This is a genomic window from Promicromonospora citrea, assembly GCF_013004695.1.
GTDB lineage: Bacteria > Actinomycetota > Actinomycetes > Actinomycetales > Cellulomonadaceae > Promicromonospora > Promicromonospora citrea.
This window is the reverse complement of record NZ_JABEMG010000111.1, coordinates 1-14,995: the sequence shown is the minus strand read 5'-3', so window position 1 is coordinate 14,995 and position 14,995 is coordinate 1. Positions and strand designations below refer to the sequence as shown.

The window sequence follows — 14,995 nt, the reverse complement described above, 5'->3', positions numbered from 1 at the left end:
CGGGCCACGGCCTCCGCCTCGGCGACGACGTCCGACTCCGCGGCGGCGATCTCCGCCTCGGTCCCGGCGGCCGGGGCGTCGTCGGCGCCGGCCTCGCTCCCGGCCGCCGTCGCGGTCTCGGACGGGTCCGCCGTGGTCCCGCCCTCCGTGGTCTCGCCCTCCGCGGTCTCTGCCGCCTCGGACTCCGCGGTCCCGGGCGCGGTCTCGTCGGTCACGGTCTCCGGCCCGGCCCCGCCCGCGGTATCGGTCGCCGCCTCCGCCGCGGCGGGCACAGCGGCGGGCACAGCAGCGGTTGCCGCCTGGGCAGCAGCCTCGTCCTCCGCCTCGTCGGCACCCCGCGCGTCCGCGGCGGCACCGGCCGCAGCCTCGGCCCTCGCTCCCTCGGCCGCGCGCGCGGCCTCGGCCTTCTCGGCGGCGTGCCGGCCCTTGGCCCGGCCGCCCCAGACGATCCAGCCGATCCAGAGGCCTGCGCCGAGGCCGATCAGGGCTGCGATGATGATGAATGCGAGCGATTGGGTGATGAACCAACCCACGCGAACCTCCAGGTGAGTGCTGCGGCTGTGTGCTGCGGTGTGTGGTGTGCGGACGACGTCACGACCGGGCGGGCCGACCCCGTAAAAAAGGGGTGGAGCGCGCCAATCTCCATCGAACGCGGCAAACTCTCCCACATCGCCTTCACCCAGGCATTTCCGGCTCGATAACGAGAGGGAAACGCCGGCCAGGGCCCGCTCACCAGGGCGGCGACCCACCTGCGCGCGGGGCCGCCGCGCCGCCGGTAGCCTGCCGCCATGACGAGTTCCGACAGCCCTGACTGCCTCTTCTGCACGATCGTGGCGGGAGACCTCCCGGCAGACGTCGTGGCGTCGTCGGACACCGCCGTCGCCTTCCGGGACATCGCGCCCAAGGCGCCCGTCCACGTGCTCGTGGTGCCGCGCGAGCACTACCCGGACGTGCCGGCCCTCGCGGCGTCGGCCCCTGAGGTGCTGGCGGACGTCGTCGCGCTGGCGGACGGTGTCGCGAGCGACCTCGCCGACGGCCAGTACCGCCTGGTCTTCAACACCGGGCCGAAGGCGGGCCAGTCGGTGTTCCACGTGCACGCCCACCTCCTGGCGGGCGGGCACCTGCCCGGCTTCGACTGACGGTCCCGTCCGGCGGGAGGGACGGGCAGGACCAGGACGGCGAGGCCTGTGGAAAGTCCGTGGCGCAGCCCCCGGGGGTCGATAGGATGAGGGGGTCGTCATCCCTACCGCACGAAGGAGCGGATCGGCCCGCGGGCCGGCTCATGACAACTTCGCCCAGCACACAGTCACAGACCCGGATCGAGCACAAGATCGTCGTCCCGGCCCACATCCCGACGGTCGCGCTCCTCGGGAGCCGTGACTCGGTGCTGCGGGCCGTCGAAGAGGGGTTCCCCGGCGTCGACGTCCACGCCCGTGGCAACGAGATAGCGGTCAATGGACCTGCGGGCGACGTCGCCCTGGTCACGCAGCTGCTCGACGAGCTCATCGAGGTGGCGGAGGCGGGCACGCAGCTCACCCCCGAGGTCGTGAAGCGCTCGGTGGCGATGCTCAGCGACGCGTCGGCGTCGCGGCCCGCCGAGGTCCTCACGTTCAACATCCTGTCCAGCCGTGGCCGGACCATCCGGCCCAAGACGGTCGGCCAGAAGGCCTACGTCGACGCGATCGACAGCAACACGATCACGTTCGGCATCGGCCCGGCGGGCACCGGCAAGACCTACCTCGCCATGGCCAAGGCCGTCCAGGCGCTGCAGGCCAAGCAGATCAACCGGATCATCCTCACGCGCCCCGCCGTCGAGGCGGGGGAGCGGCTCGGGTTCCTGCCCGGCTCGCTGTCGGAGAAGATCGACCCGTACCTGCGCCCGCTGTACGACGCGCTGCACGACATGGTCGACCCCGAGCAGGTGCCCAAGCTCATCGAGGCGGGCACCATCGAGGTCGCGCCGCTCGCCTACATGCGCGGGCGCTCGCTCAACGACTCGTTCATCGTGCTCGACGAGGCGCAGAACACCTCCACCGAGCAGATGAAGATGTTCCTCACGCGCCTCGGCTTCGGCTCCAAGATGGTCATCACCGGTGACGCGACGCAGGTCGACCTGCCGGGCGGCACGCAGTCGGGCCTGCGGTCGGTCGAGGACATCCTGCTCGGTGTGGACGACGTCGAGTTCTGCCGCCTCACGTCGTCCGACGTGGTGCGCCACCGCCTGGTGAGCGACATCATCGACGCGTACGCACGGTGGGACGTCGTGGCGAACGGGCAGCGGCCCGGACGTCAGCCGCAGGACCACCGCCCGGGGAGCAAGAGGCAGCGCCGGTGAGCATCGAGGTCAACAACGAGTCCGGGTTCGAGGTCGACGAGGCGGAGTTCGCCGCCCTCGGCCGCTTCGTGCTCGACGCCCTGCGGGTGCACCCGCAGTCGGAGCTGTCGATCATCTTCGTCGACACCACCGTCATGTCCGACCTGCACGTCCAGTGGATGGACGAGCCAGGGCCCACCGACGTCCTGTCCTTCCCGATGGACGAGCTGCGGCCGGGCCGTGACGGCGAGGTGACCCCGCCCGGCACGCTCGGTGACATCGTGCTGTGCCCCGAGGTCGCCGTCACGCAGGCCAAGGCCGCGGGCCACTCCACCACCGAGGAGCTGCTCCTCCTCACGACGCACGGCATCCTCCACCTGCTCGGCTACGACCACGCGGAGCCGGAGGAGGAGAAGGAGATGTTCACGCTGCAGCGCAAGCTTCTCCTGACGTTCCTCGCCACCCGGTGACCGGCGTGATCGTCCTGGTGCTCACGGTCGTCGTGATCGTCGGCCTCTTCCTGGCCGGCATGCTCTCGGCAGGCGAGGCGGCGCTGCTGCGCGTCACCCGCGCCTCGCTCACCGAGGCGCTGGCCGAGGCCGAGCTCGGTTCCTCGCCCGACCCCGAGCGCGCCGCGCGGATCCGGCGCGCCCAGGCCATGGTCGTGGACCCGACGGCGATCGTCGCCTCCTTCGCGCTCGTGCGCGTCATGTCGGAGGTCGTCGCGATCGCGGCGGGCACGCTGCTCGTGCAGCAGGCGATCCCCGGCCGTGAGGTGCCCGACGAGTTCCTCGTCATGCTCGTCGCCCTCGTGGTCGGCGTCGTCATCGGCGTCGTCTTCGTGCGTGTCTCGCCGCGCGCCCTCGGCTTCCGCAAGCCCGTCGCCGTCCTCGTCGCCCTCGTCGGCCCGCTCACGGGCGTGTCCCGTGCGGTCGCCTGGCTGACCCGGCTGTCCGTGCCGCGGCACGACCCGTCGCCGCCCACCGAGGCCGAGCTGCGCGACATCGCGGACCGGGTCGGCGAGAACAGCGCGTTCGAGGAGTCCGACCGCGAGCTGCTGCGCTCGGTGATCGAGCTCGGCGGCACCATCACGCGCGAGGTCATGGTGCCGCGCACCGACATGGTCACCGTGCCCGCCGACACGACGCTCGACCGCGTGCTGCGCCTGCTCCTGCGGTCCGGCTTCTCGCGCGTCCCGGTGGTCGGGGAGTCCGTGGACGACGTCGTGGGCGTCGCCTACCTCAAGGACGTCGTCGCCGCGGTGCACTGGCCCGTCGACGGCGCGGCCCCCGAGCCGTCCCGCCGTCCGGCCGCCGACGTCGCGCGCGACGCCGTGTTCGTCCCGGAGTCCAAGCCCATCGACGACCTGCTGCGCGAGATGCAGGCCACCGCGAGCCACATCGCGCTCGTCGTCGACGAGTACGGCGGCGTCGCCGGGCTGGTCACCATCGAGGACCTCCTCGAGGAGGTCGTCGGCGAGCTGACCGACGAGCACGACACCGTCCAGGTCCAGGAGGTCGAGGACCTCGGCGAGGGCACGTTCCGGGTGCCCGCACGGCTCCCGGTCGACGAGCTCGGCGACCTGTTCGACCTGCGGCTCGACGACGACGACGTGGACACGGCGGGCGGCCTGCTCGCCAAGGCCCTCGGCAAGGTGCCGCTGGCCGGCTCCTCGGCCGAGGTGGGCGGTGTGCACCTGGAAGCGGAGCGCGTCGAGGGCCGCCGCAAGCAGATCTCCACCCTGCTCGTGCACCGCACCGAACCCGTGCACGAGCCCGACGACAGCAACGGCGGCGCGGACCACCGCGACCACCGTGACCAGAAGCACGACCAGAAGGAAGTGACCTCGTGACCGAGCAGACCACCGTGCACCGGAGCGGGTTCGCCTGTCTCGTGGGGCGCCCCAACGCGGGCAAGTCCACGCTGACGAACGCGCTGGTGGGCCAGAAGGTCGCGATCATGTCCGCGCGGCCGCAGACGACGCGGCACACCATCCGCGGCATCGTGCACCGCCCCGACGCCCAGCTCGTGCTCGTGGACACCCCCGGCCTGCACCGCCCGCGCACGCTGCTCGGCGAGCGGCTCAACGACCTCGTGCGCGACACCCTGTCCGAGGTCGACGTCATCGCGTTCTGCCTGCCCGCCGACCAGAAGGTCGGGCCGGGCGACCGGTACATCGCCGGGCAGCTCGCCGAGCTCATGACCGGCCGGCGGCGCGTGCCCGTCGTCGCCGTCGTCACCAAGGCCGACCTGGTCTCGCGCGACGCGCTGCTGGAGCACCTCGTCGCCGTCGACCAGCTCGCGAAGGCGCAGGACCGTGAGTGGGACGACATCGTGCCGGTGTCCGCCAAGGACGGCTACCAGGTCGACGAGCTCGAGTCCGTGCTGGTCTCCCACCTGCCCGAGGGGCCGGAGCTCTACCCGGGCGGCGAGCTGACCGACGAGCCGGAGGCCGTCATGGTCGCGGAGCTCGTGCGCGAGGCGGCGCTCGAGGGCGTGCGTGACGAGCTGCCGCACTCGCTCGCCGTCGTCGTCGAGGAGATCGTCGAGCGCGAGGGCTCCGGCGACCACGCCAAGGGGCGGCCGCCGCTGCTCGACGTGCGCGTGAACCTGTTCGTCGAGCGCGACTCGCAGAAGGCGATCATCATCGGACGCGGCGGGTCCCGGCTCCGGCAGGTCGGCACCGAGGCCCGGCACGGCATCGAGAAGCTTCTCGGCACGAGGGTGTATCTCGACCTGCACGTGAAGGTCGCCAAGGACTGGCAGCGCGACCCGAAGCAGCTGCGCCGGCTCGGTTTCTGACCGACTTTTCCGGCCGCTGACCTGCGGCGCGATACCGCGTCTCGAATATCGCAGCCACGATTACGGGCAATCCGGACACTGTGCTGAGATAGGGAGCTATGGAGAGAGTGGCTGCCCGGACGGCGCCCGTCGAGCTCGCGAGCCTCACCGGGCTCACCCCCCTGTCGGCCACCACCGGTGGCGCCGACTCGCAGGAGATCTACGACGTGCTGCGGGCGAGATGGGGTGTGGTGGCTCCGGTCGACATGGAGCCGGGCGTGCCGGCCTGGCTGGTCATGGGGCACGCCGAGATCTGCGAGATCACGCGGAACGAGGCGCAGTTCTCGCGCGACCCGCGCAACTGGCGCTGGCACTACGACGGTCTCCTGCCGAACTCCTCGGCCCTGCTGGGCATCTCGCCGCGCCAGCCGCGCAGTTCCTCCTACCACCACGACGGCGAGAAGCGGCGGCGGCTGCGCGAGCCGCTCGACGACGGCCTCGCGTCGCTGCCCGAGCGCAACGTCGTGGCCCAGGTCGAGGAGGTCACGATGCGCCTCATCGACGGTTTCGGCCCCAGCGGCGAGGCCGACCTGGTGCAGGACTGGTCGAAGAAGGTGGGCTTCCTCGCCGTCACCGCGCTGTTCGGGTTCGACCCCGAGACCGCCGACCAGATGATGGCCGACTCCGCGCACATCATGGACCACACGAACGAGGCCGCCGAGGCGCGCAACCGCATGGGTCGCAACCTCATGGCGCACGTGCTCGACCGCCGCGCCACGGGCGGCGACGACCTCACGGCGGCGTTCGTGCGCCACCCGAGCTTCCACGACGACGGCGAGGTCGCCGACTCGATGTCCGTGCCGCTCATCGCGGCGAGCGAGTTCCTCACGGCGTGGATCGCGCTGACCCTGCGGCTGCTGCTCACCGACACGCGGTTCGCCGCGCGCTGGACCGGCGGGCGCATCGCCCTCGACGACGCGCTCGACGAGGTGCTCTGGCGCGAGGCCCCCGCGGCGAACCCGCCGCTGCCCCGGTACGCGATGCAGGACCTCGAGCTCGACGGCAAGCTCGTCCGCAAGGGCGACGCCCTCATCATGGCGGTGGCCGCCGCCAACCAGGACCCGTCGGTGCACACCGGTGACCTGTGGGACGAGGTCGGCAACCGGGCGCACCTCGCGTGGGGCGTGGGGCCCCACCGGTGTCCGGCGTCCCGCCAGGCGCGCATCATCGCGCGGGTCGCGATCAACCGCCTGCTGACGGAGCTCGACCTCGAGCTGGCCGTCGAGGACCACGAGCTCTCCTGGGTGCCCTCGCCGTGGGTGCGTCACCCGCAGGCGCTGCCCGTGCGGTACCAGCGGGCCCGGTCGTCGGGCACGGAGATCTACGACTTCTGACCCGTGACGCGGGCCTGACCAGGGAAGACGCCCGGGTGAGACCCGGTGTGACGAAGTCGGCACGCCCTTCCGCCACGCAGAACCGGTTGATACGGTCACGAACCGTGCAAATCGGTAGACCGGTCGTGGAGGAGAAGCATGCTCACCGTTGACCTCGTCCGTCGCGGGGCAGCCCGGTTCGGGCCCCGCACCGCCGTCCGCTTCGGTGCCGAGTCGCTGACGTACACGCAGGTGGACGAGGCGGCCAACGCGATGGCGCGCGTGCTGCACGCGCACGGCGCCGAGCCCGGCTCGCGCGTGGCCCTCCTGCTCGGCAACGGGCTGTGGTCCATCGCGACGGACTTCGCGTGCCTCAAGGCGGGCGTCGCGCGCGTGCCGCTCAACGCCCGCCTCTCGGCGGCCGAGCAGGGCCGGATGCTCGAGGAGACGGGCGTGCGCCTGCTCGTGCACGACGCCGCCCTCGCCGAGCGGGCCGGCGAGCTCGCCGCGTCGCTCGACCTGCCGACCCTCGGGCTCGGCGCGCCCGGCGTCGCGGGCGGGCCGGACCTGCTCGAGGCGATGACGGAGGTCTCGACGGTCGACCCGCGCGTGCCGGCGAACCCGCAGGACCCGATCCTGCTGCTGTACACCTCCGGGACCACGGGCACGCTCAAGGCCGTCGAGCACACGCAGGCCAGCTACGCCGCGATTGTCGCCAACATCCTCACCAACCTCGTCAGCCCCGCGCGCGACTCCGTGATGCTGCACGCGGCCAGCCTCATCCACGCCAGCGGCACCTTCGTGCTGCCGTACTGGCTGCGCGGCGGCGAGTCCGTGGTGCTGCCGGGCTTCGAGCCGCAGGGCTACGTCGACGCCATCGCGCGCTACCGCGCCACCGAGATCAACCTCGTGCCCACGATGATCGGCATGCTGCTGAGCACGGGCGCCGCGCAGGGCGCCGACGTCTCCTCGCTGCGCACCGCGATCTACGGCGCGAGCCCCATGCCGCGGCCGGTCATCGAGGAGGCGATGGACGTCTGGGGCCGCCGGTTCGCGCAGTACTACGGCCAGACCGAGGCGCCGCTGTGCCTCACGGTGCTCGACGCGGACGACCACGCCGACGCCTCGCTGCTCGGCTCCTGCGGCCAGCCCGCCGTCGACGGCGAGATCCTCGTCGCGGACGACGAGGGCAACCCCGTCGCACCCGGCGAGGTCGGCGAGATCCGCGTGCGCGCGCCGTTCACCATGGCCGGCTACCACGCGGCTCCCGAGCTGAACGCCGAGATGTTCGCGGGCGACGGCTGGCTGCGCACCCGCGACATGGCGCGCGTCGACGAGCGCGGGTACCTCTACCTGGTGGACCGGCGCAGCGACATGATCATCACCGGTGGTTACAACGTCTACCCGCGCGAGGTCGAGGACGTGCTGCTGGCGCAGCCGTCGGTCGCGCAGGCCGTCGTCGTCGGGGCGCCCGACGACACCTGGGTCGAGGCCGTGACCGCGTTCGTCGTCCCCGCGCCGGGCGCCACCGTCGACGAGGCGGCGCTGCAGGCGGCCGTCCGCGAGCGGCTCGCGGGCTACAAGGTGCCGAAGTCCGTGCGCGCCGTCGACTCCGTGCCGCTCTCGCCGGTCGGCAAGGTGCTGCGCCGCGCCCTGCGCGACCCGCTGTGGGAGGGCCGCCGGTGAGCATCCTGGTCACCCGCGAGGGCGGCGTCACGCTCGTCGGCATCGACCGGCCCGAGCGGCGCAACGCCGTCGACGGCCCGACGGCGGCCGCGCTCGCCGATGCCTTCCGTGCCTTCGACGCCGACGACGCCAGCACCGCCGCCGTCCTGTACGGGACGGGCGGCACGTTCTGCTCGGGCGCCGACCTCAAGGCGCTCGGCACGCCCGACGGCAACCGCGCGGCGGCCGACGGCGACGGCCCCATGGGCCCCACGCGGATGCGGCTGAGCAAGCCCGTGATCGCGGCCGTGTCGGGGCACGCCGTCGCGGGCGGGCTCGAGCTCGCTGCCTGGGCCGACCTGCGCGTGGCCGACGAGACCGCGGTGTTCGGCGTCTACTGCCGCCGCTGGGGCGTCCCCCTGATCGACGGCGGCACCGTGCGCCTGCCCCGGCTGATCGGCCAGTCGCACGCCATGGACCTGATCCTCACGGGCCGGTCCGTCGATGCCCAGGAGGCACTGCGCATCGGCCTGGCCAACCGGGTGGTCCCGGCCGGGCAGGCCGTCGAGGCCGCGGTGGGGCTCGCGGCGTCGCTCGCGGCCTTCCCGCAGGTCTGCCTCCGGGAGGACCGCGCGTCGGTGCTCGACCAGTGGGGCCTGGACGAGGCGGACGCCCTGGCCCAGGAGTGGACGCACGGCGAGCGCGCCCTGGCGACGGAGGCCTACCCGGGCGCGGCCCGGTTCGCCTCGGGCGCCGGCAGGCACGGCGCCCCGGCCTGAGGCCACCCCTTCCTCGACTTTGAACCCGACGTTTCTCGGCTTTGACGGCACGCAAAGCCGAGAAACGTCGGGTTGAAAGACGAGATGCTGGCCACCCGCCCGCCGGTGTGACCCGCCCGATCGTCCGCGCTGGTCAGCGGGCGTAGCATCCGAACGTGCTCATCCGGACCGTCGCCGCCTCGCTCGCCCTCCTGGTCGTCCTCGCCGTCACGGGTGCCGTCGCCGGACCGGCCTGGGAGCCGGAACCGGTGGGCGAGCACCTGCGCCCCGCGACGACGTCGACCGCGATCGGTGGCACCACGCCCGGCGCCGGCGCGCCGGGGGACTACGAGGTGCGCGAGTCGCCCGTGACCGTCCGGATCACCGACGACGTCGAGGTCGGCGGGCTCCTGCGCGAGCCTGTCGGGGCGCCGGACGGCCGCCCCGGCGTCGTGTTCGTGCACGGGGCGGGCACGGGCAAGGCCGCGGACGCGTTCACGCTCGCCGCGACCGCGCTGGCGAGCGCGGGCGTCACCACCCTCGTGCCCGACAAGCGCCTCGACACCTACAGCACCCGGCACCGCGACTACGAGGCCATGGCGCGCGACTACGCCCGTTCGGTCGAGTACCTGCGCGAGGTGCCGGGCGTCGACCCGGACGACGTCGGCGTGTACGCGGAGTCGGAGGGCGCGTGGGTGTCGCCGGTCATGATGGTCGACGACCCCCGGCTGGCGTTCCAGATCCTGGTCTCCGCGCCCGTGGTGCCGCCGCGCCAGCAGGCCGCGTACGCCGTCGACAACTACCTGCGCAACACCGAGGTGCCGCAGGGTGTGTTCCGGGCGATCCCGCGCGCCGTCGGGATGCGGCTGCCCGGCGGCGGGTTCGAGTACGCCGACTTCGACGTGCGGCCGTGGCTGACGCAGCAGGAGGACCCGGTCCTCGCCGTGTACGGCACGAACGACGCCTCGATGCCGCTCGAGCAGGGCGCCCGCGAGCTCATGGCGGACGCGCCCGACGTGACCGTGCGGTTCTACGAGCGCGCGAACCACGGCATCAACGTCGAGACGCCCGACGGGCTGGTGCTGCACCCCGACTTCGCGGCCGACCTCGCCGACTGGGTGCTCGGTCTGCCCCGGACGGCGTCCGCGCCGCCGCAGGTCGCCGGCGACCAGCCCGAGCAGCTCTATCTCGCGGCTCCCGTGCCGCAGCCGGCCTGGTACGGCGACGGCGACTGGCTCGTCGGCGTCGTGATCACCGCGGTCCTGCTGCTCGTGGCCGGCCCCGTGCTCCTCGGCGGCGTCGCGCTCGCCCGGCGTCGTCCCGGCCGACCGGGTGCGCGGCTCGCCCGCGGGCTGCGCGGCCCGCTGGCCGGGCTCGGAGCGGGCGCCGTCGTGACGACCGCAGGGCTCGTCGCCTACCTCGCGGCCGTGGCACGGCTCGCGCTCGACTACGAGAAGGACGCCCTCGTCGTGCAGGGCGGGTGGGTCGCCGTGCGCGCGCTGGGGATCGCGACCGTCGTCGCTGCGGCAGTGCTGGTCAACCGCCTCCGCGACACGCGGGGACGCCTCGCCGCCGCGACGGGCGTCGAGCCGCGCGAGCCGCAGGGCGCGAGCGCCGTCGTCGTCCGCGTCGCCTTCTGGGCGGTGGTCGCGGGCGCGACGGCGCTCCTGGTCACCCTCGCGTACTGGGGCGTGTACCAGCTGGGGATCTGAGCGCTACGCCCGCCACCGCCAGTCCTGGCGCGCGTAGAGCACCTCGAGTCCGGCTCGCTCCAGGTTCGCGGTCGACGGGTTGTGCTCGCCGGGCGCCGCCTGGTCGGTCTCCGCGCCGACCCACCGGGCACCGGCGGCCCGTGCCGCGGCGATGCGCACCGCGACGAGCGCGGACTGGGCGCCCCGCCCGCGGTGGGTCACCGCCGTCACCCCCGACTTCAGGGAGGCCGTGGTGCCGTGCACGAAGAGGGAGCCGGTGGCCACCAGCCGGTCGTCGTCCCACGCCCCGAACACCTGCGTGCCCGGCGTGCCGGCGGCCGAGGCCAGCAGCGCGACGACGCCCGGGTGCTCCATGCCGATCGTGCGCGCCACCAGGTGCGCCGCCTCCGCGGCCTCCTCCTCGTCCAGGCGGGACACGCGCAGGTCGGTGCGGGCGCCGGTGCGCAGGTCGTCCACCGGCGCCCCCATCTTGAGCCCCGTGCGGTCGGGCTCCAGGCCGTGGGCGGCGCGGATCTCGTCCCAGTCCTCCGGGAGGAACGGCGGGGCGACGGCGAGCAGGGCGGTCGGCGTGCCCTGGGCACGGTAGAAGCCGACCACCTCGTCGACGAGCTCGGGCGTGACCGGCTCGGTGGCGCCGAGGCCGGAGGCCCGGCTCCACGCCTCCGCCGTCTCGGCGAGCGCGGCGAGCTCTGCCAGGGATGTCATGACTCTGTTCTCCCGGTGGTCGTCGTCAGGCCCGCCACCGCCAGTTCGGCCGGACGTAGGCGACCCCCAGGCCCGCCCGGCGCATGTTCTCGGTGGAGGGGTTGCGCGTGCCCGGTGCGGGCACGCCGGTCTCCGCCACGACCCAGCGCGCACCGGCGGCCCGCGCCGCCTCGATCCGTGCGGCGATCAGCGCCGAGTGCGCGCCCCGGCCGCGGTGGGTCGCCGCCGTCGCGTCGGAGTGGAGGCTCGCCGTGGTGCCCTGGACGAAGAGGGCGGCACCCGCGACGACCCGGTCGCCGTCCCAGGCCGCGTACAGCTGCGTCCCGGGGGTGTGCACGGCCTGCGCGAGCATCGCGACGAGCGCCGCGTGGTCCATCCCGAACGTGGTGGCGACGAGGTGGGCCCACTCGGCGGCGTCGTCTGCGCCGACCCGGCCCACGCGGAGGTCGGTCAGGGCGTCGGTCCGCAGCTCGTCGATCGGTGCGGCGTGCTTGTGCCACGCCCCGGCCGGCTCCAGGCCGTGGGCCGCCCGGACGTCCTCCCAGTCGGCGGGGAGCAAGGAGGGGGCGATCTGGACGAGGGCCGTCGGCGTGCCCTGCTCGCGGTAGTGGGCGATCACCTCGCCGACGCGGTCGTGGGTGACCGGTGCGAGCACACCGAGCCCGACCACCTTGCTCCAGTACTCGTAGGGGTCGAGCCGCGCCGACATCACGGCGGCGCCGCCGAGCCGGGTGGTCGTGATGCCGAGGCCGGCGCGCGCCGCGGCGGGGGCGTGCGCCAGGTAGGCGTCCATCGCCTCGGCCTCGATCGTCTCGGCGAGCGCGGTGAGGTGCCGGTCGACGGGGGTGGACAGGAAGTCGGTCGAGTTGTTCACACCGGCACGATGCGCCGCGCCGCGGAGAAGTTCGCCGGGGCGCACGTGATCTACCTCACGCCGCGGCGGGGCCGGCCGACGCACGGCGCGGCCGGTGGAACAGGTGCGTGCGCCGCACCTCGCCGCCCTCCAGCCGCAGCACCCACAGGGCCCCGGGCGGGCAGTGCCCCGGGTCCTCGGGCGGGTTGATCAGCTCCATCTCCCACAGCTCCAGGTCGTGGCCCGCCACGACGTCCGCGATCCGGTGGCGCACGCCGTCGTCGACGTCCTGCGCCATGATCTGCCGGAGGTGGCCCGGCCCGGTCGTCGTGCGGCCGCTCGCCCAGGTCGACTCGACGGCGGGGGAGCAGCGGCCGGCCAGCATCGAGCGTGCGTCGCCGCGGTCGGCGTCGGCCAGCGCCGCGACGGCCTCCCGACGGCGCGCCCGGGTGAGGGCGGCGACGTCGTCGTGCGCGGTCTCCGCCGTGGCGAGCAGGGCACCGGCCATCCGCGCCCGTGCGGCGGCCAGGCGGCTGCGCACCGTCCCGACCGGCACGCCGAGCGTCGTGGCGATGTCCCGGTAGGCGGGCAGCCCGCCCAGGTAGCGCAGCACGAACGCGACCCGCTGGTCGGGCGGGAGCTCGCCCAGTGCCGCCCACAGCCAGTCGCGCCCGGCGAGCGCGTCGAGCAGGTCCGCCGGGTCCGGCTCGGACGACGGCAGGTCCGCCGCGACCCGGTCGTCCAGCACGAGCGGCGCGGGCGCCCGCAACCGGGCACGGCACGCGTTGCGCACGATCTCCTTCAGCCACGGCCCCACCGCTCCCGGGTCGCGCAGCGTGCCGATCCGCAGCAGCGCCGTCAGGCCCGCGTCCTGCACCGCGTCCTCGGCGTCCGGGCCGTGGCCCAGCAGGCTCGTCGCGACGGCGAGCAGCGCGGGCCGGTGCCGCGCGAAGAGGAGGCCGACGGCGCTGGTGTCGCCCGCCCGCGCGGCCGCCACCAGGTCGGCCTCGCTCGGGGCACCGCTCGGCAGGCGTGTGGGCACGAGCACGATGATAGGCAACGGGCCGCGCCGGCCCGGCGAATGTGAGGGACGTGCGCAGAAATGCTGGGGGACGGACTCGCCGGGACGCGTGCTGACACGCAGGGCACCCGGGGAGTAGTAACGTCATGGGCCCCAGCGACGGACCGAAGCGCCGCCCGGCACCCCGTGCCCGGTCCGACGGCGGCGTCACGAGGAGTGATGGATGATCGACCAGCACGCGTCCGAGCGTGACGACAGCCCCGCCGACGGCGCCCCCGACGCGAACGGTGCGCCGACCGAGACCCTCGGTCACGCGACCGCCACGGCGGCGACCGAGGCCGGGGACGACACCGGGACCGAGGCCGCGTCGCAGCACACCGGCCCGTCCGGCACCTCACCGTTCGCGAACATCCCCGTCGCCGACTACGTGCGCGACGTCATCGCGGCGATCGCGCTGCTCGTGTCGCTCGCGCTGCCGTGGAACCTCGCCGACCGCTCGGCCGACCGCGTCGAGGTCGTCCTCGCCGTCGCGATCTCGCTCGCGTCGCTCGGCCTGCCCTACCTCGCCCGCCTCGGCGCGCTGCCCGTGCGCTGGACCGTGCACTCCACGCGCCGCACGCGCCTCCTCGCCGGGCTGCCGCTCGGCGTCATCGCCCTGCTGCACCTCGTCCTCGACGTCAGCTCGGGCACGGGCGTCGGCACCGGCCTCGGCCTCGCGCTCGCCGGCGCGGCGCTCGCGGCCACGCCGCGCGACAGCGAGCTCGGCCCCGTCGAGCAGGACGGCAGGGTGCTGCGCGGCTGGCGGCTGGGCCTCGCCGGCGTCGGCGTGCTCATGGCGCTGGGCGCCGTCCTGTCCACGGTGTTCGCGCTGACCGCGCCCGACGCGACGCTGGGCACCCGCCTCCTGTCCGTGGTGTGGCTCGTGCTCGTGCTCGGCCTGACCTGGCTGCTGGTCGGCGGCACGGCACGCCACGACCGTCCGTCCCGGCTCGTGCTGGTGGCGGCGGGCTTCGTCCTCGCGCTGCTGTTCGTGTTCACGTCCGGCGACGCCGTCGCCGGGCTGGAGTCCGTGCGGCCCGGCGTGGCCGACCCGAGCCGGTTCGGCCTCGTCCTGCTGCCGCTGGCCGCCGCCCTCGCGGGTACCCCCGCCGTCCGCCGCGACCCCGCCGCCGAGGAGGACCTCACCACCGAGCGCGTCGCGGGGATCTGGGTGCGGGTCGCGATCCGCGCGTTCGACGCCGTCGTGCTCCTGGCCGCGTGCAGCGCGCTGGCCGCGCTCGTCCAGCTCATCGACCCCGGCTTCATCGCCTCGGGCGCCGGCGTGCCGCTCGTGGTGCGGCTCGTGCTCGGCGTCGTCGTCGCCGCGATCGCGTGGTTCGCGCGCCGGTCGCTCGACCGCGACCCGAGCACCGGGCACGTGCCCGCTGTCGGCGCGGCCTGCGTCGCGGGCGTGCTGGGCCTCGTCGTCGTCGTCGCGACGTCGGGCGCGAGCCTCGGGGTCGACCTCGGCGACCTGCTCATGGCGCTCGGCCTGCCGATCGTCGCGGCGTCGGCGCTCATGGTGCCGAAGGCGGTGCGCGAGCACTTCCAGACGGTCGGTATCGCCGGTGCGAACGACGCCGACCGGAGCCAGGCCTGGGTGTGGGCGCCGCCCGCGCCGAAGGGCGACAAGGCCCCGCCGGCCACGCTGCCCGAGGAGCCCGTGCGGACCGCGCCCGAGCCGCGTCGTCCGGCCGAGCCCCGGCGCATCACGTCGACCGGCGCCGTGCGCACGGTCGCGGGTGCCGCGGCGGCCCAGCGCACCTCCGCGGGG

Annotated in this window: 14 protein-coding genes; 10 read left to right on the top strand and 4 right to left on the bottom strand. The window is 74.3% G+C overall.

Annotated elements, in window-relative coordinates:
• On the bottom strand, positions 1-533 hold a 533-nt coding region (locus tag HLB15_RS17955; RefSeq protein WP_376699407.1), incomplete at its 3' end, for a hypothetical protein.
• Positions 534-788: 255 nt separating this feature from the next.
• Between HLB15_RS17955 and HLB15_RS17950 the strand changes: the two genes are divergently transcribed.
• From HLB15_RS17950 to HLB15_RS17910, 9 genes are all read left to right on the top strand, one after another.
• The gene (locus HLB15_RS17950) at positions 789-1,139 is read left to right on the top strand and encodes a histidine triad nucleotide-binding protein (RefSeq protein ID WP_171107170.1); all 351 of its coding nucleotides are present in this window, start codon (positions 789-791) and stop codon (positions 1,137-1,139) included.
• A 143-nt stretch (positions 1,140-1,282) separates the two neighbouring features.
• Positions 1,283-2,335 carry a PhoH family protein gene (locus tag HLB15_RS17945; protein ID WP_171107167.1) on the top strand — a complete coding sequence of 351 codons (1,053 nt, stop codon included), beginning with the start codon at positions 1,283-1,285 and terminating at the stop codon, positions 2,333-2,335.
• Positions 2,332-2,784 (top strand): rRNA maturation RNase YbeY, encoded by a 453-nt coding sequence (gene ybeY / locus HLB15_RS17940; RefSeq protein WP_171107165.1) that lies wholly within the window; start codon positions 2,332-2,334, stop codon positions 2,782-2,784. The genes HLB15_RS17945 and ybeY overlap by 4 nt, the downstream gene beginning before the upstream one ends.
• On the top strand, positions 2,781-4,166 hold the full coding sequence (locus tag HLB15_RS17935) for a hemolysin family protein (protein WP_171107163.1): 1,386 nt from the start codon (positions 2,781-2,783) through the stop codon (positions 4,164-4,166). Before ybeY ends, HLB15_RS17935 begins: the two co-directional genes overlap by 4 nt.
• Positions 4,163-5,116 (top strand): GTPase Era, encoded by a 954-nt coding sequence (gene era / locus HLB15_RS17930; RefSeq protein ID WP_171107161.1) that lies wholly within the window; start codon positions 4,163-4,165, stop codon positions 5,114-5,116. The genes HLB15_RS17935 and era overlap by 4 nt, the downstream gene beginning before the upstream one ends.
• 98 nt (positions 5,117-5,214) lie before the next feature.
• Entirely contained in the window at positions 5,215-6,489 is a 1,275-nt protein-coding gene (locus tag HLB15_RS17925; RefSeq protein WP_171107159.1) for a cytochrome P450 family protein, read from the top strand.
• A gap of 138 nt (positions 6,490-6,627) precedes the next feature.
• On the top strand, positions 6,628-8,154 hold the full coding sequence (locus HLB15_RS17920) for a class I adenylate-forming enzyme family protein (protein ID WP_171107157.1): 1,527 nt from the start codon (positions 6,628-6,630) through the stop codon (positions 8,152-8,154).
• Positions 8,151-8,912 carry a crotonase/enoyl-CoA hydratase family protein gene (locus tag HLB15_RS17915; protein ID WP_171107156.1) on the top strand — a complete coding sequence of 254 codons (762 nt, stop codon included), beginning with the start codon at positions 8,151-8,153 and terminating at the stop codon, positions 8,910-8,912. The genes HLB15_RS17920 and HLB15_RS17915 overlap by 4 nt, the downstream gene beginning before the upstream one ends.
• Before the next feature lie 155 nt (positions 8,913-9,067).
• Entirely contained in the window at positions 9,068-10,603 is a 1,536-nt protein-coding gene (locus tag HLB15_RS17910) for an alpha/beta hydrolase family protein (RefSeq protein WP_171107154.1), read from the top strand.
• A gap of 3 nt (positions 10,604-10,606) precedes the next feature.
• Here the strand turns inward: HLB15_RS17910 and HLB15_RS17905 are convergent, their stop codons facing one another.
• Genes HLB15_RS17905 through HLB15_RS17895 form a run of 3 tightly spaced genes read right to left on the bottom strand, consistent with a single transcriptional unit; the run spans position 10,607 to position 13,203 of the window.
• Positions 10,607-11,308, bottom strand: coding sequence for a GNAT family protein (locus HLB15_RS17905; RefSeq protein WP_171107153.1), 702 nt, complete (start codon positions 11,306-11,308; stop codon positions 10,607-10,609).
• A 25-nt stretch (positions 11,309-11,333) separates the two neighbouring features.
• Positions 11,334-12,182, bottom strand: coding sequence for a GNAT family N-acetyltransferase (locus HLB15_RS17900; RefSeq protein WP_171107151.1), 849 nt, complete (start codon positions 12,180-12,182; stop codon positions 11,334-11,336).
• Positions 12,183-12,237: 55 nt separating this feature from the next.
• The gene (locus tag HLB15_RS17895; protein WP_171107150.1) at positions 12,238-13,203 is read right to left on the bottom strand and encodes an RNA polymerase sigma factor; all 966 of its coding nucleotides are present in this window, start codon (positions 13,201-13,203) and stop codon (positions 12,238-12,240) included.
• A gap of 202 nt (positions 13,204-13,405) precedes the next feature.
• Between HLB15_RS17895 and HLB15_RS17890 the strand changes: the two genes are divergently transcribed.
• The coding region (locus tag HLB15_RS17890; protein ID WP_212760038.1) for a DUF7937 domain-containing protein at positions 13,406-14,995 on the top strand (1,590 nt) is incomplete at its 3' end.